A 21,426-nucleotide genomic window follows, 5' to 3' on the forward strand; every position below is an offset into this window, starting at 1 on the left:
AGGAATGTTATGTTTCGTAAAATAATTTAACAGACACTGATGCCTTTATTATTTTCTGTTTTGTGGATTTGTTTGATTCACTCTTTTGTGAGCGGGGCTTTATAAGCCCTTGGTATAAGGTTTGTTTATCTGTCAGGTATTCATATGTGATATTTAAGATTTTATGTTTAGGGGGCTTTTTCTTGTCCCCTCAGGCGTAAAAATAATTTATTTTTTACATAAAGGAATAAAGCATATGTCTTATGCACGACATTTACCGGTATTAATGTATCACCATGTCAGTGATAAACCCGGACAGATAACCTTATCTCCCCGTACGTTCCGGGCGCAGATGAAATGGCTGGCTGAATCTGGCTGGAAAACCGTTACCGCTGCAGAGGTGGAAGCTTTTTATCATGGTGCAAGATTGCCTCGTAAAAGCGTCATGCTGACCTTTGATGGCGGCTGGCTGGATAACTGGTTGCAGGTTTTTCCGGTGCTGCAGGAGTTTAATCTGCATGCGCATCTCTTTCTTGTGACCAGTTTGATCAGTGACGGACCGGTCCGTATTCCTGCAGGCGAACCGGTGTACTCTCATGATGAGTGTCAGATGCTGGTTAAACAAGGCCAGGCTGATGAGGTCATGCTGCGTTGGTCAGAGGTTCGGGAGATGCACCTCAGTGGCCTTGTTGAGTTTCACTCGCACACGCACACCCACCGACGCTGGGACCAGAAACCTGTGTCCCGTAATCCGTCGGATTTGCTTCGTGTCGATATTCTTCTTAGTCGTAAGCGGATGAGGGAGATGCTGGGTTACTGCAGTCAGCATCTGTGCTGGCCTGAGGGCTGGTATTGTTCTGATTATATTCATGTGGCTGAAGAGTTGGGGTTCACATACCTGTATACCACAGAAAGGCGTATGAACAATCCAGTCATCGGTTCACAGCGTATTGGTCGTATCAACACAAAGGAGCGAAAGAATGTGGGCTGGCTGAAACGTCGTCTGTTTTATCACACCACGCCCGGATTTTCTTCGCTGCTGGCCCGGCATAAGGGGGCACGTCGGATAGCTGACTGAGCCGGAGACCAGGATGAAAGTGCTGCATACCGAATCCTCCCCCATCATCGGCGGGCAGGGGTTGTAGGCTATATCCCAAATGATGGTGCTGATTTTGAGCAGAAATAAGATAACACCGGAGGCCGTGATAGACCCGGTTGCGCAGAATCTGGAGGCCGCAGGTCACTGGCGCAGGGCTTCTACCCGCTGGCTTTTGGTCATGGGAGATTTTGAATGTACAGAGGCCCAGCGGGAGTGGTTGTTGTTGCGCCGGAATTATTGCCTTGCGCAGATATCTTCCCCTGGCACCAGTAAAGCTGGATATCAGCGACGTGACGAAATGAGAGGAGCCTGCACATAGGTTTATGTTTTGAGTAAGCGTCTTATTTAAACCGTCTGTTCTGTTTCCTCCACTTTCACAAATAATATCGAGCCGGGTGGGGGGTATGCAAGTAAGAATAATCTGGCGATGTTTTGCTTGTTTCCACGGGATACTTTGTTAGGTGAACGATACAATTAATGCGTTCCAGACTGCGTCACAGAAAAGGACAATGCCTTTGCAGAACGGGCGCATGACAATGAACCACTTTATTATTGGTATCTGGTTCGGCGACAACCTTGACGATCACTTCCGAGATAGGGTATTTACACTGAGTGGTAAACAGGTTCAATTAGTAACCGGAGATGGATGCAAAATCATGATCGATTCAGATGCTATTTTGCAGCCAATAGATTTTTTATTAAGATGATATCAAGGACATTGAGGCACACAATGACGCATCAGTAAGTCGTTGATAGCTCCTTTAATATAAGAATTTCTTTTATCAACGGAAGATAATGATGGAACTGATCAATAATCGTGGTATGCGAGACTGGATGATATTTATTAAAGTGGCGGAAGTAGGGAATCTTTCCCGGGCTGCGCGGGAATTAGATATTAGCATTTCTGCTGTCAGTAAATCGCTTAGCCGCCTTGAGAATTCTATTGAGGTTACTTTACTTCGGCGCGATTCACATCACTTAGAACTGACTGGAGCTGGTCAGACAGCCTATGCAAGCATGAAAAGGATAACATCTTCCTTTCAGTCCTTGCTGGATGAATTGCGAAATCCGGATAAAATTATCAGAGGGAGTATAAAATTTTCGGCTCCGGCTATTGTCTGTGAGTTTCTTGCCAATAAGTGGATATGGGAATTTACAGCTAGCTATCCGGATACAAAAATCTACCTGGATTCACGAGAGCGTAGCGATTTTTTTAGTAAATCCCTGGAGTTTGATGAGCTGGTTTTTAAAAGTGGCATAATCGAAAGTGAGGATCTCGTGTATCGAAAGATAAGCCCTTTAAAGTTGGTTCTTTGTGCGAGTCCGAAATATATCAGAAAATATGGCAGGATCTCACATCCTGGCGATTTGGAAAATCACATTATTGTGGGTCTTCACAACCATGGTCTTTCCGGACCTCTTACTCTTTTCCGTCAAGATGAATCATACACTATTAGTGGCGCTGTTAATGTTCATTTATCTTCCAATAATCTTTTGAGTGTTCTTAATTTGGTTTTAGAAGGAAAGGGTATCAACCTTATGACTCCGGCCTGGCTTGCCACCAAATACTTAAAAAATAATGAACTTGAAATTATACTTCCTGAATGGAGGGTCCCAGATCTCCCCATTTATCTTGTATGGCGTCATCGCCAGTATTATTCTCCTTTATTTCAACGCTTTCTGTCTTTTATTGAAGATAAATGGAATAATCGCCCACAAATTGATTTTCTGAATGATGATTAACCCGTTTGGAATGGTTTTGACACGTTCCTGACTTAAACCCACATGATGATGACTGAATTGAGGCATCGAGATATGCGACTGGCCAGCCAGTCGTCTTTTGACGATGCCCAATACAAAACATGATGCCGACTGACGGAAATGATAATACCCGGAAACAGGACGGGGCTGTTTTTGGGCAGCCGGAAGTTAAGCCCATACCAGAAACGTTGCAGTGTACTGAAAAATGGCGCCAGGTTGCACTGTAAGTATCCCGCATAATCGAGCCATTCACATTTAGAGATCATCCGACATAATCAATCTGCCGACGCAGGAGATCGCTGTGCGTAAAGCCCGTATTACTGCGCACCAGATCATCGCTGTGATTAGATCAGTTGAATCCGGACGGACTGTTAAAGATGTCTACCGGGAGGCCGGTATTTCTGAAGCCACCAGGGACAACTGGAAGTCTGGATACGGCGGCATGGAAGCTTCTGATATTAAATCTTGAGGATGTCAACGCCAGGATTTATGGTCGTTTTTCGCTATTTTTAATATCCGCTGTTTGATCACTTCTGCTGTCCGCTTTCCGCCATTTCATCTTCACTGATTGGCGTTGCGCTTTTGGTCAGCGCCCCGACTTTGCGTTTTTCCTTCAGTTGGTAACTTTCTCCTTTGATATTCAGTGTGGTTGAGTGATGCAGTAGCCGATCCAGGATCGCTGTTGCCAGCACGTTATCACCGAACATCTCTCCCCAGTCTGCGAAGCCTTTGTTTGACGTCAGGATAATGCTCGCTTTTTCATACCGTCGGTTCAGCAGTCGGAAGAACAGACTGGCTTCCTCACTGGTCATTGGCAGGTAACCTGTTTCGTCCAGGATCAGCCCCCGCGCATAGCTCAGTTGTTGTAGCTGGCGCTCCAGGTTGTTTTCCATCTTCGCTTTCATCAGCGTCTACCAACCTGTCCTGCGGCATGAACAACACCCGATGGCCCACATCTGCCGCTTTCACACCGGGGGCAGCGGCCAGGTGGGTTTTCTCCACTCCGGGGGCCCCAGCAGGATCACATTCTCGCAGCGCTCCACGAACGCCAGACCGGCCAACTCCCGGACGACCTTACGATCGATGCCTGGCTGGAAGCTGAAGTCGAACTGCTCCAGCGTTTTGACTCATGGCAGACGAGCCTGTTTCAGCCGGGATTCCATTCCGCGCTGATGTCTGCCGTTCTATTCCTGCTGCAGCGCCATGCACAGGAATGTCGACTTATTTTGGGCTGACAGAGGCATTGGTCGTTAAGACTTGTATATTCATGTTGCTTACTCGCACAAAAGGGGGAAAGGAACCGTAAACAACATTGACAGGTAAGGGACTGGCATCAATTTGAATGGTGTTTTTTTATAACACTATGTTTTAAAAGGTGAATTGTATTTTCATGGTGAATTGTTCTGTTTTATATTGTTGTTTATGGAATATTTAACCAATATTTCATCTAAAAATAGTGTATTATATTGATTACACTTTGCTGGAGAGGTGTAAACATCAAGTGTAACCATATGATGTATATAAGTTTTTGTTTGCTGATATCATATTTTTAACAGATATTGAGCAAGTAAATCTGATCTAACTGTAACTTTAGTTTTCTAAATTAATTACTTTGCTTACTTTTTTTTACCTGGTTTTGTAAAACCTCATGATGATCAGTCTATTTGTGGCTTTGTTTAAGGTTTATTTGGTTTTGTAGTCTGAATTGTATCTCCCTCCTGGAGGGCTTTCTTTAGATTCTCTGTCTCCTACGTTGTTATGTTACGTATTTGTTGCTTTGAAGGAGGGGGAAATACAGTTCCATTTATCTGAGTAAGTCAGGTACACAGTAACAACTTTCTTATGAAGAATTTCCAAAATTTTTACTGCGGCGTTATTAATTGTTCAGCGATTCTTACAGATCTGTCGTTCGCTTTTGGTGAATGAAATCCGTGGACTTTTATTTACTAATTTTTCCTTTCCTGAAAAAAACAGAGGTATTGAGCGAAAAATTTTATTCCGTATGATGCCCTCCACACAAAATGTATTAACACTGAATCGTAATTTGCTTCTTTATGCTGATAACTTTCTGTCTATGCTAATACTAAAATTTAGATGACTTTTATACGGTAAAATCTGGTATGAATTTTAAAGATACTCTTCCCGGGGTGTTTCTCTGTGTCGCTATGTTTGCATGTGGTCATGCCAGGGCGAATATGCTCGTTTATCCTATGGCGGCAGAAATTAATAGTAGCCGCGAAGAGGCCACCTCGCTGTTCGTCTATTCTAAATCAGATCATGTGCAATATATTCGAACAAGAATCATGCGTATTGAACATCCTGGTATGCCACAGGAGAAGGAGGTACCAGCAGGGAATGATATAGAGACAGGACTTGTTGTCTCCCCGGAGAAATTTGCCCTTTCCCCGGGAACAAAAAAAACAATACGTGTTATCAGTACTCAGGCACCGGAAAGAGAGGAAGCCTGGCGGGTATACTTCGAGGCTGTTCCTGAACTGGAAGATGATCCACAGGCAGGTGGAAAGCAAAATTCATCCGTAAGTGTGAATCTTGTCTGGGGGGTGTTGCTGCGTGTTTCTCCGTCAGACCCCAGGCCTGCGCTGGTAACGAACGGTCACCACCTGCTGAATACGGGAAATACCCGGCTTTCTCTTATTCGGGCCGGCAACTGCGACACCACATGCCACTGGCAGAATATAGACAAAAGTATTTATCCCGGCGGGAGTGCTGATATTCCGGCCGGAATAAAAAGTAATGCATTTCGTGTGGAATATCGTACGGGTGCAAATTCACCGGTAATCTCTGCTGATTTAACAGCAGCCGGAAAGTAAAAACACACGGAGCGTACGCTATACCCTACATTTATTCTCAGGGGGAGCGGATGTATACCGAGTGTACATATATCACTGTAATAAACAACAAAGCAAGGTTATTTTTTATGAACATGAAAACATCTTTTATTGCCGCAGCTGTGGCATTGGCCACCGTTTATTCTTTTTCTGTTTCTGCGGTTCAGAAGGATATTACCGTCACTGCCAATATTGACAGTACACTTGAACTGCTGCAGGCCGATGGTTCATCCCTCCCGTCGACTATGAAGCTGGATTTCATGCCGGGTAAGGGCCTGGTCCATAAATCACTCCAGACCCGCCTTTACAGCAACGATCAGACCAAGTCGGTTAATGTAAAACTGTTGAATGCTCCACAACTTATCAACGTCCTGGATCCCACCAAAACCATTGATATGGAAGTGACTCTGGGAGGACGGTCACTGACCACCACCAATTCTGTACTGGAAGCTAAAACCCTGTTCCCGGACGGAAAAACTGGCGATGCTTCAGCTCCGCTGAACCTGGATATTGGTCAGAAGGCTGGAGCAGCCTTACAAAACCTGCCTGCCGGTGAATACAGCGGATTGGTCAGTCTGGTGATTTCACAGGCCGTCACTGCCGGCTAATAACCGGTTATTAGCTCTTCATCTGATCCGGTTTTGGGGTGTCACCGTTCGTACCTGAACCGGATCCGGTATTGATCTTATTATTCATTGCAATTCAGGTCTCTTTACGTGAGTCGTTATTTCTGGATGTATTATTTACTGGGATTGTGCAGTTTTACCAGCCAGGCAACTCTTATTCCCCCTCCTGGATTTGAATCTCTGCTGGAAGGACAGACTGAGCAAATTGAAGTGTTGCTACCAGGGCATTCACTGGGATTATTTCCGGTGGTGGTTAAACCGGACACCGTGCAGTTTATGTCCCCATTGATGGTACTTGAAAGCAGTGGGCTTGCCGCGTTGCCGGCCGCAGAACGGCAAAAAGCGCTGGCTGCACTCAGCCGTCCGTTGCTACGTAACAGCAATCTGGTCTGTGGTGTCTCAGAAGCAAAAGACAGCAGCGAGTGTGGTTACGTGGCAACAGATAAAGAGGATGTTGCGGTTATTTTTGATGAGAACAACGGTCAGTTATCTTTGTTTCTTAACCGGGACTGGTTGCCGGATGAAGAACGACGTGATAAACGCTGGCTGACTCCGACCCCGGAGGGTGTCAGCGCATTTATTCACCGCCAGACGCTGTATCTGAGTGATGATCTCCACAGTCGTAATATGACACTGAATGGTAGCGGTGCCCTGGGGCTTGGTGACGGTCGTTATCTGGGAGGCAACTGGGCAGCTATCTGGAATCAGTCAGAACATTACAATAACAGTCAGACCTGGTTTGACAATCTGTTTGTCCGTCAGGATCTCGGCAATCAGTATTATCTCCAGGCTGGTCGGATGGATCAGCGGAATCTGTCCAGCGCCACGGGGGGGGATTTTGGGTTCAGTCTGCTTCCCCTGAGCCGGTTTGATGGATTACGAACCGGGACCACCCAAGCTTATGTTAACCATGAGGTGGACCAGAATGCCACTCCGGTTATGGTTCAGGTTACCCGAAATGCCCGTATTGATATTTATCGTGGCAGCGAGTTGCTGGGGAGTCAGTTCCTGACCCCGGGAATGCATACCCTGGATACTCACTCTCTTCCACCGGGAAGCTATCCTCTGGCGTTGCGGATATATGAGGATGGAATTCTGCGACGAACGGAGAGCCAGCCCTTCAGTAAGGGGGGTAATAGCTTCAGTGCACAGACCCAGTGGTTTATTCAGGGCGGGCAGGAAGATACCGGGGATAAAGCCAGCCATTATGACGGTGAGACTGTCATGGCTGCCGGATTCCGAACTGGGCTGCGGAAAAATATCAGTCTGACCGAAGGTATCTCTCTGGCACATGAGGCCTGGTACAGTGAAACCCGACTGAATTCACAGCATGCAGTGCTGGATGGCACGCTGGACCTTTCTGCCGGGATACTGCATGGGACAGACAGCACGAGCGGTAACACTGAGCAGGTGACATACAACGACGGATTTTCCGCGAGTCTGTGGCGTAACCATACGGAAAGTGATGCCTGTAGTGGTCGTCATCCACAGTCAGTGCATGCCAGTATGACCTGCCAGACTTCGATGAACGCCTCCCTGTCGGTTCCGGTGGGGAACTGGTATGCCCTACTGGGATACAGTACCAGCAGGACAGAAGGTCGGCCGGTTTACCGGGGATATGATGATAACAGTGACAAAGAAAATGTGTTCTGGCGACAGGCATACATCCCTGCCTCTCACCGCGAATCTGCTCAGGCTAGTGCAACGTACAACCTTAATATGGCTGGCATGAATATTAATACCCATGGGGGAGTATGGCGAACCCGAAATGACGGAGTGAATGATGATGGCTTGTTTATGAGTGTCAGTGTGTCATATGCCTCTCAACCACCGACAATGACTGGCAGTAATGGGTATACCTCAGCCGGGACCGATATTCACAGTAGCCGGAATCAAAAAACACAGACGTCCTGGAATGTGAACCATGTGAGATCCTGGCAGCAGGATCTGTATCGTGAACTGTCGGTGGGTTTCTCCGGTTATAACGACGACAGCTGGAGCGGGAGTCTCGGCGGACGCATGAGCGGCCGTATGGGTGAACTGAGCGCCACTATCAGTAACTCCCATCAACGTAATGCGGGCAGCGCCAGTTCACTCACCGCTGGCTACAGCTCGTCTCTGGCGTTATCCCGTAATGGACTGTTCTGGGGAGGTGGTCAGGACGGTGAACCGGCCTCTGGCATGGCGGTGAACGTGGAGTCAGAGGGGGACGAGGGCAGTAGCGGGAAAGTAGTCAGCGTTCGTGGCAGCAGCCAGCCGTTCAGTCTCGGTTTTGGTCAGCAGTCGCTGTTGCTGATGGAAGGCTATAACGCCACGGAGGTGACCATTGAGGATGCAGGGGTTAGTTCACAGGGTATGGCAGACGTAAAAGCGGGAGGGGGAAGCAGGCGTTACTTCCTGACACCCGGGCATCTGCTGGTTCACAACATCAGCGCCAGTATGAGCCGACTGTACGTTGGCCGCGTACTGGACAAGGATGGCAGACCGCTGCTGGACGCACAGCCACTGAACCATCCATTTTTGTCGCTGGGACCTTCCGGGCGATTTAGCCTGCAGAGCGAGCATAAAGAATCCAGCCTGTGGCTGCTGTCTAAAAACAGGATCCTGCGTTGTCCGATGTCAGTACATAAACGTCGGGATGTTATGCAGGTAGTGGGTGATGTGCGGTGTGAATTAAGTGACGTGGATGCCCTGCCACAGGCGTTGCAAATATCGCCGCGGGTCATCCGTTTGCTGAACGTGGCAGGTTTGCTGCGCCATTCCGTTCAGGAAGCCTGACATAAAGATAAAGGCGATAGTATGAAGAATAAAATGAAGTGGACGAATATGACGTGGTGTTGGCTGACTCTGTTGCTTACAGGTATAACGCCATTAAACGTGTGGGCAGATAGTGATATCTACAACAAACCTATTGAACAAACTCAGGACGTCAGTCAGCCAGGTGAGGACGTGTTTATCTTACATAATACCTGGATTAATTTTACTGACGATCCTGCGGATATGGGGACATTACTTTGTTTCTCTGAGAGCGATCCCCGCAATGGTGCATGTGCTACGAGCGGTCACTGGGCTTCTAGGTATAACCCTGCTAATCCAATCAGGTTGATGTTTACAGATTTAAATACAGGTAAAACAACAGTATTGGCTCTTCAGGGATATCGTAAAAGTTATTGTAGTGGTAATCGTTATGCTTTTGATGCCGGCGGGGGATGCTACGCAATGAGAGAATTTGAGTTATGGATACCCGCTAGCGAACGGAGAAAACTCCCTGTTGGGCAATGGACTGCACATTTACGGATGCGGGTTGAAGGATGGATTAACATTCCAATCGGTAGTCTTATGTCGGATATCACGTTGACCGTTACAGACCACTTTGCAGAAAATGCTGCTATTTACTTTCCGCAGTTTGGTACTGCAACACCTCGGGTGGACCTGAATCTGCACCGGCTGAATGCCTCACAAATGTCGGGCAGGGCTAATCTGGATATGTGTCTGTATGACGGAGGTGTGAAAGCCCGTTCATTACAGATGAAGATAGAAGGAAGCAATAAGTCAGGTACGGGATTTCAGGTTATAAAGAGCGATTCTGCTGATACGATTGATTATGCGGTCAGTATGAATTATGGGGGACGAAATATTCCTGTCACCCGTGGCGTGGAGTTCAGTCTGGATAACGTGGATAAAGCAGCAACGCGTCCGGTGGTACTTCCCGGGCAACGGCAGGCGGTACGTTGTGTGCCAGTGCCCCTTACCCTGACAACACAACCCTTTAACATCAGGGAGAAGCGTTCTGGTGAATATCAGGGAACGCTGACAGTGACAATGCTGATGGGAACACAAACCCCCTGACAGTAATTATTTATTTTATTGATATCTTTCTTATATGGTTTTTTAAATCAGAGTTCTCTTTATATACTTGCTTTATTTAATAAAGAAAATCTATTCACTTATGAAAATCAATGCGTGAGGTTCTGCTTTCCTATGACTGAGTATTTAGATGATAAAGATAAAGAATTATTGAAAGAAATCCAAAAAGATTGTGCGCAAACTTTATGGCAACTTGCATATAAAGTGGGACTTACGCCCACACCATGTTTCAAGCGTTTAAAAAAACTTAAAGACAGGGGAGTTATCATTGGTCAGTTCGCTTTATTGGATAAAGAAAAACTAGGTCTTTCACTTAATGTCTTTATTATGATTAACATATCTGAGGAGCAATACGCTAGTATTTCTGAGAAAATAAAGTCAATGCCTGAGGTTATTGCCTTTTATCGAATTTCTGGATCATTTAATTATTTAATGCATACAGTATTTACAGATATGAACGATTACTATAGTTTTTATGAGAAAATAATATTAACTAATTCTTCAATTAGTGGATCTGCATCGAGCTTTGTTCTTGAGCAAATAAAGGAAACAAACGAACTGCCAGTGTGAAAGTGTGATGTGTACTTACTGATTTAATACATTATTATCCTTCTTACGGAACAACAACGGCAGATTGCGGCTGTTGAACAAGGATTTTAATCAGCAGTAGTGAGATTAAGCGGCACAGAATAACATAGCGGAATATCATATGGTTAAATATCACCCCGTGCATGTAACAAAAAACCGCATTAAAACAGATGATGTTACTGATATTTATTTCGTTGAACCCTTCTGGAAAGAAGGCGAAAACCACATAATTGAGTCATTGACGTTTTTTGAAGAGTTACAAAAGTCATTTAATTTATTCAACCATAAATATGGGTTAAATAAATATATACTCAGGATTCCCTGGGAATTTGTGCTTATACATTTGGAAAGGATCAGTAAATTAAATAGCGTCGGGTTATTTGCTGTTTCTGTTGACTTTAATAACAACCACAAATTTCTGAGCGAGTACATCAGGAGTCGCAGAGATTATGGTATGGAAGTTTGGTTTGATTTTTGTGGTAAACATTCTTATTCCAGTGAAATTAAAAACCTTGGGTTCTTTTTTCAGGCTTGCGTAGTGCCTCGTGATCCTAATTTTATTAGTAGTGTTTATCATTATCATAAGTTCCAAAAGATTCTTGTCGGGGATATAAATGATGTAGAACAGAGAGCTGTGTACCAGAACGAAGTTGATTACATGTATGGAATGCAATGGCCATCGTCATATGACGGTTTTTTCTTTCGGGATCATAAAAAAAATGAAATTTGGTGTATATAACAGAAGAAATGAAATTTTGAATCAAAAGTATCTTATTTATTTTTTTGTTTAATTATTGTTTTGTTTTTTATTACGATTAAATATAAAGAACATCATTGTTCGTGCGGTGGGGAGGCTGGAAGTTTAGGGGATGACCGTTTATCAACAATTTTATTACAGCCACCATACGAATGGTTTATATATGCACTAGATGTATTATTTTAGTTTAATATATCGATGGTTGCTATTTGCATTGATGATGTTCCGTTACATTAAGGAATATACATCTGTATCTCTTTATACGCACGCTCACATTACTAATCATTATTAATATGAGTGTGGTTCTTGTTTTACGCATGCATGGTTGCATGTGACGTTAAATTTAAATGAGCTGACTGTATGAATTCTAAATACTTTAGAGAGGTGTTTTTTGTCTCGGTAATTGTTATATTATTATTTTATTTGGTGTTATTTGCAGCCAGTGCTCATGCTGAAAGCGGCTTCAGCTCTGGAGGCATTGGGTTATTTATGACGGGAACAAGAGAGATGGTACTGTAGAGATAATAAATTCTGCTAAAGATTCCCCAATTCTTGTGCATTGACATCCTCCACGTCCTGAAGGGCGTGGGTTCCTGCTCCAACGGGCTGCCTGACTGCACGCTCCTTCCACAGGCAAGCACGGCGTGTCCCGCTCTAAAATGTTACGCGCGCCGTTTACATCGGCGTTCGCAGTATATCTTCATACCAGACACTTGTAAGTATCTCGCATAATCGTGCCATTCACATTTAGAGATCATACAACAGGACGGGGCTGTTTTTGGGCAGCCGGAAGTTAAGCCCATACCAGAAACGTTGCAGTGTACTGAAAAATGGCGCCAGGTTGCACCTGTTCAACGATTTTCTGAAGGCGCAGGAGTATTCATTACTGATATCCTCCATTGCGCCTTCGGGAACCCACAGGACCAGCTATTTTACCGATAGTGTTTAAAAGGCGTAAGTAATGCCGAGCATGAAGTCATTGGAGGCAGCCTTTGTGTCTGCATCATAAGCGGTATGTTCATCACCAGCATAGTGATTTTTTGAAATGCTTACTTTGCCTGCATTAATGTATTTATAACTGGCGTCAATCATAATATTATCTGTTACAGCATATTTTGCACCGATACCTGCGCCCCAGGCAAAGTTATTTTTTGAAGCAGACAGAGTTTCATTAATACCAAAACCAACAGGAATGGTGTTATTACTTAGCTTCACATGAGCGAGGCCAACGCCTGCGCTGATATAGGGTGTAAACGCCGTACTATTGTGAAAATCATAATAGCCATTAACCATGTAAGTGGTCATTCGGACCTGATTTTTTACATTTATGTGTACTGGCTGACCAAATGCAATAATATCCTGCCCGCCTTTAGCATCCGTCTCACCTCTGAAAGTGGTATCCAGTTCTAAACGTACTGGAAGCTGGAATGGATCATAAAAGTCATAACCGATAGCAACCCCGCCGCCAAAAACGCCTTTGGTACGGTCAGGTAACGTTGCATGACCATTGACTATCTCATCCTGGCTGAAGGTTGAGTTGATTCCATAGACATTGACTACGGATGTCCCCGCTTTCCCGGTGATATAGATCCCTTCTTTTGCTGATGCAGTAGCGGACCAGGCTACCACAAGGGGAATGATGCAGACTGCGAAAAAGTTTTTCATTTCAGAACCTGCCTTAATATTGGGCTAAAAGACAAGTTTCACGGTATAGGGTGTGATATAACGATTACATAAACGAAGCCCAAAAAACGGTCTATTGTAACGCTGGGTTTTCTGTAAGCGGGTAAAAAATGAGATGAAAATTTTAAATAACAATACGATAATCGTCGGTATGGAAATCCATCTCCTCGCCAAATTGCCCCACGTACGGTTTCACTTCTACGTTATGTAACGGGTAGTGTGAGATAGAGCGATGCTGTAAGAAAAAGATGAAGATGAATTTGTACCCGACCAGGATAAAGCCCGTTATCCAGGAATAACGGGCAAAAATATTTACTCAAGTGCCTGGGCGAGATCTTGTTGTACCTGTTGACGTTGTTCTGGTGTCAAGACTTTGCTTAAATCAAAATAATATTTAACCCGATAATAGCGAGCCTGTTGTTCTATGTTACTGAAGGCTGCAAGCTGCTGTTTTACGGCGGCGTCATCCCATTTACCGGATTTAATCACCTCTATCAGCGCACCGTCTTTAATTCCCTTCATAGAAATCTGACTGACGTCGGTTTCCAGTTGTTGGTGAAGTTTTTTGATCCGGGTAATCTGATCGTTTGTCAGCTTCAGATGCTGGACAATAGGATCCTGGGCGGGCAGGGGAGGATTGGGGACAGCGGTGGCGAAAGCGCCAAAAGAAACGCCCGCCAGAGTCGCTGCCAGTAAAGTTGTGCGTACAAAGTTTTTCATGAAGATATCCTGATAAGGGAGTGATTAACCGTTTTTATTACCCACGAATGGCGAGCAATTATCTTAGAGCCTATCCCATTAGGGCTATTTTACTTGCCATTTTGGACCTGGGCAGTGCTCAAAATCCTCACGTACTACGTGTACGCTCCGGTTTTTGCGCGCTGTCCGTGTCCAAACTGGCTGCGCCAATAACGCCTGGTGGGATAGGCTCTTAGTCAGAATACGTTGCCTGCCACATTACGCCACGCGAATTTGTTTTACGGAGAGTTACGGAGTGAAACAATCCCGCCGCGGTGAGCGGCAGGTTGCTTACAAGGTGAATGGATCGGCATCGCGCCAGGCTGGAAATTTTTCGCGATAGTCCTGCAAGGCGACGAGAGAAAGATCGGCATCAATACGTGTCGCCTGGTGTGGTTCGGCGGTGGCGATAATATCACCCTGGGGATTAATGATCCGGCTATCGCCGCGATAATGTAACCCATTGCCATCGGTGCCAACCCGGTTGCAGCCTGCGACATAAGCCTGATTTTCAATAGCGCGCGCTGTCAGTAATGTTTGCCAGTGTAGCGAGCGCGGCGCAGGCCAGTTCGCTACATACAGCGCCAGATCGTAATCATTGCGGTTGCGCGACCATATCGGAAAGCGCAGATCGTAACAGATCAGCGGCAGGATGCGCCAACCGCGCCACTGCACGATGATGCGTTTATCGCCTGCGGCATAATGTTGATGTTCATCCGCCATACGAAACAGATGGCGCTTATCATAGAGATGAACCTTACCTTCCGGTTCAACCAGTAAGAAGCGATTTACGGCGCCGCGCTCAGTTTGTAGCGCCGCGCTGCCGGCAATCAGAGCGTCAGTTTGTCGGGCTTTGGCCTGCATCCACGTAATCACGCTATCTTGCGAAAGTGAGTTATTAGCGGCCTCCATCGCGAAGCCGGTGGTAAACATTTCAGGCAGAACAATCACATCCCGGCCAGATACGAGCTCTAGCTGTCTGTCAAAATGACGCAGGTTTGCCGGGCCGTCCATCCAGACTAAAGGTTGTTGCAACAGAGTAATTTTCAAACCAGACACGATCGGAGCTCCTCATTGAACAGCGTCTTTACACTGTAGCATGAGCAATAATAAAAAAGCGGCAAGAAAAAGCCCCGCGAAAGCGGGGCAGGAAAGACGCGAGACTGATTATGCGGCTTCGACTTTACGCACTTTCTCCGGCAGCTTTACCGGTTTGGTCGCCAGCGCTTCAGGTTCAAAATCATCAACGTTGATACTGCGCAGGCGGCTCTCTTCCGCTTTCGCCAGAATGGCGGCTTCATCTTTATCAATCAACCCTTTCGCCAGCGCATTGCGCGCCAGTTCATCCAGACGAGTAAACGGCAGATTTTTACCCAGTTCTTTGCAGATGCGCTGGTGGATAGGGTCGGCAGCGATGACATCACGCAGCGCTTCTTCCAGTAAACCGACCGGATTATGTTCGGCAGGCGTCAGATACTGACCGCGCCCAATGCGTGAACGTGTGGCGTTCGGCACCTGCAGGATCTTCGCCACGGCGTGATCCAGCTTATCAGACGGCGCCAGATAATGACGGCCAGTCGGGAAGATCATCGCGGTGAGCAATCCGGCCACGACGCGGTTCGGGAAGTTCTGCAGCAGATCGTCCATCGCTTGTTCAGCACGATACAGCGCATCCTGTACGCCCCAGTGCACCAGCGGCAGGTCGGCTTCGTGGCGACCTTCGTCGTCGTAACGCTTCAGTACGGCTGAGGCCAGATAAAGCTGACTCAACACATCGCCCAGACGCGCGGAGATACGCTCGCGGCGTTTCAGGCTGCCGCCCAGTACCGCCATTGACACGTCAGACAGCAGCGCCAGGTTTGCGCTCAGTCGGTTCAGATGCTGGTAATAACGCTTCGTGGCGTCGCCGGTTGGCGTATGGCTCGTTAATCCGCGGGTCAGGCCAAGCCAGAAACTGCGAACGGTATTGCTGCCGACATGGCCAATATGTTTAAACAACAGTTTATCAAAGGCATTGACATCATTATTCTGCGCTGCGGCCATCTCTTCCAGTACATAAGGATGGCAGCGAATGGCGCCCTGACCAAAGATCATCATGCTACGGGTCAGGATATTCGCGCCTTCCACGGTAATCGCGATAGGCGCGCCCTGGTAAGCACGCGCCAGGAAGTTGCTCTCGCCCAGCATAATGCCTTTACCCCCTGTGATATCCATCGCGTCGATAATTGACTGCTGGCCGCGGTGGGTGCAGTGGTACTTCACGATAGCCGACAGTACCGCCGGTTTTTCGCCCAGCATAATGCCGTAGGTGATTAACGATGCGGCGGCATCCATCACATAAGCGTTACCTGCAATACGCGCCAGCGGTTCCTCAATACCTTCCATCTTGCCGATAGAAATTTTGAACTGACGACGAATGTGAGCATAGGCGCCGGTTGCCAGCGCGACGGATTTCACCCCGCCAGTGGAGTTGGACGGCAGGGTAATACCGCGTCCTACCGACAAACATTCCACCAGCATACGCCAGCCCTGTCCGGCCATTTTGGGGCCGCCGATAATATAATCAATAGGCACGAAAATATCGTTACCGCGGGTTGGGCCATTCTGGAACGGAACGTTAAGCGGGAAGTGACGACGACCAATTTCCACACCCGGCGTTGAGGTGGGGATCAGAGCGCAGGTAATACCCAGCTCTTCTTCTCCGCCTAACAATCTATCCGGATCGGAAAGCTTAAACGCCAGGCCCAACACGGTAGCTATCGGCGCCAGCGTAATGTAACGCTTGTTCCAGGTCAGGCGCATACCCAGCACCTGCTGGCCCTGCCATTCGCCCATGCAAACCACGCCGGTATCCGGAATGGCGCCTGCATCAGAACCTGCTTCCGGGCTGGTCAGCGCAAAGCAGGGGATCTCCTGGCCGCGCGCCAGTCGCGGCAGATAGTGATTCTTCTGCTCTTCCGTACCATAGTGCTGCAACAACTCGCCAGGGCCGAGTGAGTTTGGAACGCCGACGGTGATAGCCAGAATTCCGGAGACGCCGGACAGTTTTTGCAGTACACGGGACTGCGCATAAGCGGAGAACTCCAGCCCGCCGTACTCTTTTTTAATGATCATCGCAAAAAAACGATGCTCTTTCAGATAAGCCCACAGTTCCGGCGGCAGATCCGCCAGTTCATGGGTAATCTGGAAATCGTTCGCCATCCGGCACGCTTCTTCTACCGGGCCGTCGAGAAACGCTTGCTCTTCGGCAGTGAGTTGCGGTTGCGGATAGTTGTGCAGTTTTTTCCAGTCTGGCTTGCCCTGGAACAGATCGCCTTCCCACCAGGTTGTACCGGCATCAATCGCTTCTTTCTCAGTGCGCGACATCGGCGGCATGACCTTACGGAAGCCGCGGAACACCGGTGCGGAAATCATTGATTTTCGCATCGGTGTGAGGTTAAACGGCACGAGGATAATGGCCAGAGGAACCAACAGCCAGATGGACCACAGGCCAGCGACGCCAAGTGCGGCGGTCCAGGCGAGCAGAATCAGGCTGCTGAGAAATAAACTCACGCGGTGATAGAACAATGCGCCGAGCAGAACAACCGTAGCGATAATACTCAAAATCATCATAACGAAAAGCTCCCTTGCTTGTAGGAGGTCTGACCACTTGTGATGATTAGGTTGTAGTGGATGTAAAATCTTTTAGCAATGTGTTTACAAAATAATTACAACAAAGCTCACATTGTTGCCGTTTTTGGGGGCACGAAAAATCAAAAGCGTGAGGCGTTAATTCGGCTTATGCTTCTCGCCTGTACTGCTATCCGGTACACTGCATACTGTCATTTACATTCATGCTGAAGGATATCCTCATGTACCAGGATCTTATTCGTAACGAACTGAACGAAGCGGCGGAAACGCTGGCTAATTTTTTAAAAGATGACGCCAATATTCACGCCATTCAGCGCGCGGCGGTCCTGTTGGCTGACAGTTTTAAAGCGGGTGGTAAGGTACTTTCCTGCGGTAACGGCGGCTCCCATTGCGATGCGATGCACTTTGCTGAAGAGCTGACAGGTCGTTATCGTGAAAATCGTCCGGGCTACCCGGCAATTGCGATTTCTGATGTTAGCCATATATCCTGCGTCAGTAATGATTTTGGCTATGACTATATTTTCTCTCGTTACGTTGAAGCGGTAGGGCGCGAAGGCGATGTCCTGTTAGGGATCTCGACGTCGGGTAACTCTGGTAACGTGATTAAAGCGATTGCCGCGGCCCGTGAAAAAGGCATGAAAGTGATCACGTTGACCGGCAAAGACGGCGGCAAAATGGCGGGAACGGCGGATATTGAAATTCGCGTACCGCACTTCGGTTATGCCGATCGTATTCAGGAAATTCATATCAAAGTGATTCATATCCTGATTCAGTTGATCGAAAAAGAGATGGTTAAATAACTATACCCGTCATACTTCAAGCTGCAGGTGCGTTGGTTGCGCTCAGAAACCCCAGTCACATAGTTATCTATGTTCCTGGGGATTTCCTCCCTTACCGCCTTCCTGCAACTCGAATTATTTAGGGTATAGCATATTGTTTTCTTTGATATTTTTAGTTTTGATTGGCTGTAAAAATTACGCCTTCCCGCTTAAGGCGTTTGTGGAGGTGATGTATGTGCGAACTGCTTGGGATGAGCGCCAATGTGCCGACGGATATCTGCTTTAGCTTCACCGGACTGGTGCAGCGTGGCGGCGGAACCGGGCCGCATAAAGACGGCTGGGGAATTACCTTTTACGAAGGAAAGGGCTGTCGCACGTTTAAAGATCCGCAACCGAGCTACCATTCGCCGATTGCGAAACTGGTACAGAATTACCCGATCAAGTCCTGCTCGGTTATCGCCCATATCCGTCAGGCTAATCGCGGTGAAGTGGCGCTGGAAAATACACACCCTTTTACCCGGGAATTATGGGGACGCAACTGGACTTATGCTCATAACGGTCAGCTCAACGGTTATAAGTCGCTGGAAACCGGTAATTTTCGTCCGGTGGGGGAAACCGACAGCGAAAAAGCGTTTTGCTGGCTATTGCATAAATTAACGCAGCGTTATCCCCGCACGACGGGCAACATGACAGCGGTATTTAAATATATTGCGACACTGGCGACGGTATTACGTGAAAAAGGCGTTTTTAACATGCTGCTGTCAGATGGGCGATATGTGATGGCGTTTTGCTCAACCCATTTGCACTGGATCACTCGCCGGGCGCCGTTTGGCGTAGCCACGCTGGTGGATCAGGATATGGAAATTGATTTCAGTTCACAGACCACGCCAAATGACGTGGTTACCGTGATTGCTACCCAGCCGCTAACGGGGAATGAAACCTGGCAAAAGATTATGCCAGGCGAATGGGCGTTATTTTGCCTCGGAGAGCGTATAATTTGAGGCCAGCTGTGGCTGAACGACTTCGTGACTCAACGGTTTGCTCACGACGTAACGTCCATCAACGATAGAAACAGTTGGCGGCTTATGCGTCTGTTCAAAATAATCGTAGCCGGGTTTTAGCTGCGCCCAGAAATCTTTGTAATAAGAATATTTATGACGCTGCATATTGGCGTCGGTCATCCGGAACGGATAAATACTCACCTGCACGCTCGGCTGACCAAAGACCAGCGCGGCGGTGACAAACTGGAAAATCTCATCAATGCCGCTGTCGGTCATGGCATAGCAGCCGACGGAAACACAGGCGCCGTGAATCATCAGATACTTACCATCATAGCCATGCGCGCGATCGTAGGCATTGGGAAAACCAATGTTGATGGCCTTATAAAAACGGCTGTCTGGCTTGAGTTGATTACGCTGAACGCTGTAAAACCCTTCCGGACTTTTAAAATCGCCCTGACGGCGTTTCGGGCCTAACCCGCCGGAATAGTTGCAAATTTTGTAGCTATCAAGCAACTGGTATTGCTCACCCATTTTGACGTAGAGATCAAGAGTGCGCTCTTCTTTAAAAATCTGAATATAGACCGGTGAGCCCATTAACTGCTGCTTATACTCTTTACTGACCGGCGTGACGGGGCTGCTGCTGCTCAGCAAACCGGCAAATGAGACGCACGGCATCAGAAGCATCGCAAGAAAAAATGCGATTTTACGCATACTGCTTGTTCCTTGATAAAACGGTTACACACGCCAGAACGGCAAAAGAGTCCCCAAATCGGAGTAATCTGGATTTGGAGCGCTCACATTAGCACCACGGCAGTTTTTCGCAAGTCCCCGTGTGTACGTTTACAATTTTCCCGCCGCTTTCGTCGTCATACCTTCGAATATGTCGCATTTTTAACGCGAATGTATCTTTGCGCGCAATAAAACATACTGTACACTTAAACAGTATTGTGGGGGCGAGCGATGCGCAAAATCATACATGTTGATATGGACTGTTTTTTTGCCGCGGTAGAGATGCGTGATAATCCGGCGTTACGCGATATCCCTATTGCCATTGGCGGGAGTCGTGAGCGAAGAGGCGTTATCAGTACCGCCAACTATCCTGCGCGCCAGTTTGGCGTACGCAGCGCGATGCCGACTGCCATGGCGCTAAAGCTGTGCCCCCATCTCACCTTACTGCCTGGCCGCTTTGACGCCTATAAAGAGGCTTCGCGGCATGTACGTGACATCTTTTCCCGCTACACTTCACTGATTGAACCGCTCTCGCTGGATGAAGCCTGGCTAGATGTGACTGACAGCCCACACTGTTATGGATCGGCGACTCTGATCGCCAGGGAGATTCGTCAGACTATTTTCAATGAACTGCAACTCACCGCCTCCGCCGGCGTTGCGCCAGTGAAATTTCTGGCGAAGATCGCCTCCGATCTCAATAAACCGAACGGACAATATGTTATTACGCCAGCCGATGTACCCGACTTTCTTAAAACGTTGCCGTTAGCCAAAATTCCAGGCGTGGGGAAAGTTTCCGCCGCCAAACTGGAAAATATGGGGTTAAGAACCTGCGGGGATATTCAACAGTGCGATCTGGCGATGCTTCTCAAACGCTTTGGTAAATTTGGCCGGGTATTATGGGAGCGTAGTCAGGGTATTGACGAGCGTGATGTTAACAGCGAAAGGCTGCGTAAATCGGTAGGTGTTGAGCGTACTCTGGCGGAGGATATTCATGAATGGTCGGACTGCGAGGCCATTATTGAACATTTATATCCGGAACTGGAGCGTCGTCTGGCTATAGTAAAGCCCGATTTACTGATTGCCCGACAGGGCGTTAAATTAAAATTTAATGATTTTCAGCAAACCACTCAGGAACATGTCTGGCCGCAATTAAATAAAGAAGACTTAATTACCACCGCCCGTAAAACCTGGGACGAGCGTCGCGGCGAGCGCGGCGTACGGCTGGTGGGGCTACACGTAACGCTGCTCGACCCTCAGTTGGAACGACAGTTGGTGTTAGGGTTATAAGTCAGGCTATTAAGATTTTATCACTATTACGATTGCGCCATCTAAATTTCAGT

17 protein-coding genes and 5 pseudogenes are annotated in these 21,426 nt (G+C 47.4%); 15 read left to right on the forward strand and 7 right to left on the reverse strand.

Annotated elements, in window-relative coordinates; all coding sequences use genetic code 11:
* Positions 1 to 235: 235 nt before the first annotated feature.
* The 5 genes and pseudogenes from J4645_RS00300 to J4645_RS00320 form a co-directional block, all read left to right on the forward strand.
* Positions 236 to 1,057 carry a polysaccharide deacetylase family protein gene (locus J4645_RS00300; protein WP_023214862.1) on the forward strand — a complete coding sequence of 274 codons (822 nt, stop codon included), beginning with the start codon at positions 236 to 238 and terminating at the stop codon, positions 1,055 to 1,057.
* 82 nt (positions 1,058 to 1,139) lie between these two features.
* Positions 1,140 to 1,380 (forward strand): annotated as a pseudogene (locus tag J4645_RS00305) (PerC family transcriptional regulator).
* A 493-nt stretch (positions 1,381 to 1,873) separates the two neighbouring features.
* A complete protein-coding gene (locus tag J4645_RS00310; protein ID WP_000970302.1) occupies positions 1,874 to 2,821 on the forward strand; it encodes a LysR family transcriptional regulator in 948 nt (315 codons plus the stop codon).
* Positions 2,822 to 2,940: 119 nt separating this feature from the next.
* Positions 2,941 to 3,060 (forward strand): annotated as a pseudogene (locus J4645_RS00315) (hypothetical protein); the annotation flags it as partial.
* Between the two features lie 80 nt (positions 3,061 to 3,140).
* Positions 3,141 to 3,327 (forward strand): annotated as a pseudogene (locus tag J4645_RS00320) (transposase); the annotation flags it as partial.
* Positions 3,328 to 3,366: 39 nt separating this feature from the next.
* Here the strand turns inward: J4645_RS00320 and J4645_RS00325 are convergent.
* A pseudogene (locus tag J4645_RS00325) lies at positions 3,367 to 3,957 on the reverse strand (ATP-binding protein).
* A gap of 1,002 nt (positions 3,958 to 4,959) precedes the next feature.
* Between J4645_RS00325 and tcfA the strand changes: the two are divergent.
* The 6 genes from tcfA (at position 4,960) to tioA (ending at position 11,508) form a co-directional block, all read left to right on the forward strand.
* Positions 4,960 to 5,670 carry a fimbrial chaperone TcfA gene (gene tcfA, locus J4645_RS00330; RefSeq protein ID WP_001009507.1) on the forward strand — a complete coding sequence of 237 codons (711 nt, stop codon included), beginning with the start codon at positions 4,960 to 4,962 and terminating at the stop codon, positions 5,668 to 5,670.
* Between the two features lie 50 nt (positions 5,671 to 5,720).
* The gene (gene tcfB, locus J4645_RS00335; RefSeq protein ID WP_000287812.1) at positions 5,721 to 6,296 is read left to right on the forward strand and encodes a fimbrial protein TcfB; all 576 of its coding nucleotides are present in this window, start codon (positions 5,721 to 5,723) and stop codon (positions 6,294 to 6,296) included.
* Between the two features lie 108 nt (positions 6,297 to 6,404).
* Complete coding sequence (gene tcfC / locus J4645_RS00340) at positions 6,405 to 9,092, forward strand: fimbrial outer membrane usher protein TcfC (protein ID WP_001632496.1); 2,688 nt, start codon at positions 6,405 to 6,407, stop codon at positions 9,090 to 9,092.
* A 21-nt stretch (positions 9,093 to 9,113) separates the two neighbouring features.
* On the forward strand, positions 9,114 to 10,163 hold the full coding sequence (tcfD, locus tag J4645_RS00345; RefSeq protein ID WP_000791812.1) for a fimbrial protein TcfD: 1,050 nt from the start codon (positions 9,114 to 9,116) through the stop codon (positions 10,161 to 10,163).
* A gap of 132 nt (positions 10,164 to 10,295) precedes the next feature.
* Positions 10,296 to 10,751: an Lrp/AsnC family transcriptional regulator gene (locus J4645_RS00350; protein ID WP_000141547.1), complete on the forward strand. Its 456-nt coding sequence runs from the start codon at positions 10,296 to 10,298 to the stop codon at positions 10,749 to 10,751.
* A 139-nt stretch (positions 10,752 to 10,890) separates the two neighbouring features.
* Positions 10,891 to 11,508: a protein TioA gene (gene tioA / locus J4645_RS00355; protein ID WP_000241751.1), complete on the forward strand. Its 618-nt coding sequence runs from the start codon at positions 10,891 to 10,893 to the stop codon at positions 11,506 to 11,508.
* A 602-nt stretch (positions 11,509 to 12,110) separates the two neighbouring features.
* Here the strand turns inward: tioA and J4645_RS00360 are convergent.
* Positions 12,111 to 12,244, reverse strand: a pseudogene (locus J4645_RS00360) (RNA-guided endonuclease TnpB family protein); the annotation flags it as partial.
* A 35-nt stretch (positions 12,245 to 12,279) separates the two neighbouring features.
* Here J4645_RS00360 and J4645_RS00365 point away from each other — a divergent pair.
* The gene (locus J4645_RS00365; protein WP_031603649.1) at positions 12,280 to 12,468 is read left to right on the forward strand and encodes a hypothetical protein; all 189 of its coding nucleotides are present in this window, start codon (positions 12,280 to 12,282) and stop codon (positions 12,466 to 12,468) included.
* Positions 12,469 to 12,471: 3 nt separating this feature from the next.
* On the opposite strand, the gene pagN is transcribed toward J4645_RS00365, so the two are convergent.
* From pagN to fadE, 4 genes are all read right to left on the reverse strand, one after another.
* The gene (gene pagN, locus J4645_RS00370; protein ID WP_000787605.1) at positions 12,472 to 13,191 is read right to left on the reverse strand and encodes an adhesin/invasin protein PagN; all 720 of its coding nucleotides are present in this window, start codon (positions 13,189 to 13,191) and stop codon (positions 12,472 to 12,474) included.
* A 330-nt stretch (positions 13,192 to 13,521) separates the two neighbouring features.
* On the reverse strand, positions 13,522 to 13,929 hold the full coding sequence (locus tag J4645_RS00375) for a Spy/CpxP family protein refolding chaperone (RefSeq protein ID WP_000788200.1): 408 nt from the start codon (positions 13,927 to 13,929) through the stop codon (positions 13,522 to 13,524).
* A gap of 309 nt (positions 13,930 to 14,238) precedes the next feature.
* The gene (locus J4645_RS00380; RefSeq protein WP_000015789.1) at positions 14,239 to 15,006 is read right to left on the reverse strand and encodes an amidohydrolase; all 768 of its coding nucleotides are present in this window, start codon (positions 15,004 to 15,006) and stop codon (positions 14,239 to 14,241) included.
* Positions 15,007 to 15,114: 108 nt separating this feature from the next.
* Entirely contained in the window at positions 15,115 to 17,559 is a 2,445-nt protein-coding gene (fadE, locus tag J4645_RS00385) for an acyl-CoA dehydrogenase FadE (RefSeq protein WP_000973041.1), read from the reverse strand.
* 239 nt (positions 17,560 to 17,798) lie between these two features.
* Here fadE and lpcA point away from each other — a divergent pair, with 239 nt between their 5' ends.
* Entirely contained in the window at positions 17,799 to 18,377 is a 579-nt protein-coding gene (gene lpcA / locus J4645_RS00390; RefSeq protein WP_000284051.1) for a D-sedoheptulose 7-phosphate isomerase, read from the forward strand.
* Between the two features lie 212 nt (positions 18,378 to 18,589).
* The gene (locus tag J4645_RS00395; protein ID WP_023214863.1) at positions 18,590 to 19,357 is read left to right on the forward strand and encodes a class II glutamine amidotransferase; all 768 of its coding nucleotides are present in this window, start codon (positions 18,590 to 18,592) and stop codon (positions 19,355 to 19,357) included.
* On the opposite strand, the gene dpaA is transcribed toward J4645_RS00395, so the two are convergent.
* The gene (gene dpaA, locus J4645_RS00400; protein WP_001225658.1) at positions 19,328 to 20,068 is read right to left on the reverse strand and encodes a peptidoglycan meso-diaminopimelic acid protein amidase; all 741 of its coding nucleotides are present in this window, start codon (positions 20,066 to 20,068) and stop codon (positions 19,328 to 19,330) included. The genes J4645_RS00395 and dpaA overlap by 30 nt on opposite strands.
* 249 nt (positions 20,069 to 20,317) lie before the next feature.
* Here dpaA and dinB point away from each other — a divergent pair, with 249 nt between their 5' ends.
* Positions 20,318 to 21,373, forward strand: a complete 1,056-nt coding sequence (gene dinB / locus J4645_RS00405) for a DNA polymerase IV (protein WP_001226198.1) — start codon at positions 20,318 to 20,320, stop codon at positions 21,371 to 21,373.
* Positions 21,374 to 21,426: the final 53 nt, after the last annotated feature.

This window comes from Salmonella sp. 32082101201600294FB01SM01, assembly GCF_017572865.1.
Lineage (GTDB): Bacteria > Pseudomonadota > Gammaproteobacteria > Enterobacterales > Enterobacteriaceae > Salmonella > Salmonella enterica.

Bases quoted from the DNA above. Each gene is read 5' to 3' on its own strand.
- tcfD (WP_000791812.1), top strand. From the start codon at position 9,114: ATGAAGAATAAAATGAAGTGGACGAATATGACGTGGTGTTGGCTGACT.
- lpcA (WP_000284051.1), top strand. From the start codon at position 17,799: ATGTACCAGGATCTTATTCGTAACGAACTGAACGAAGCGGCGGAAACG.
- J4645_RS00310 (WP_000970302.1), top strand. From the start codon at position 1,874: ATGATGGAACTGATCAATAATCGTGGTATGCGAGACTGGATGATATTT.
- J4645_RS00350 (WP_000141547.1), top strand. From the start codon at position 10,296: ATGACTGAGTATTTAGATGATAAAGATAAAGAATTATTGAAAGAAATC.
- tcfA (WP_001009507.1), top strand. From the start codon at position 4,960: ATGAATTTTAAAGATACTCTTCCCGGGGTGTTTCTCTGTGTCGCTATG.
- J4645_RS00300 (WP_023214862.1), top strand. From the start codon at position 236: ATGTCTTATGCACGACATTTACCGGTATTAATGTATCACCATGTCAGT.
- fadE (WP_000973041.1), bottom strand. From the start codon at position 17,559: ATGATGATTTTGAGTATTATCGCTACGGTTGTTCTGCTCGGCGCATTG.
- tioA (WP_000241751.1), top strand. From the start codon at position 10,891: ATGGTTAAATATCACCCCGTGCATGTAACAAAAAACCGCATTAAAACA.
- tcfB (WP_000287812.1), top strand. From the start codon at position 5,721: ATGTATACCGAGTGTACATATATCACTGTAATAAACAACAAAGCAAGG.
- dpaA (WP_001225658.1), bottom strand. From the start codon at position 20,068: ATGCGTAAAATCGCATTTTTTCTTGCGATGCTTCTGATGCCGTGCGTC.
- J4645_RS00395 (WP_023214863.1), top strand. From the start codon at position 18,590: ATGTGCGAACTGCTTGGGATGAGCGCCAATGTGCCGACGGATATCTGC.
- dinB (WP_001226198.1), top strand. From the start codon at position 20,318: ATGCGCAAAATCATACATGTTGATATGGACTGTTTTTTTGCCGCGGTA.
- pagN (WP_000787605.1), bottom strand. From the start codon at position 13,191: ATGAAAAACTTTTTCGCAGTCTGCATCATTCCCCTTGTGGTAGCCTGG.
- J4645_RS00375 (WP_000788200.1), bottom strand. From the start codon at position 13,929: ATGAAAAACTTTGTACGCACAACTTTACTGGCAGCGACTCTGGCGGGC.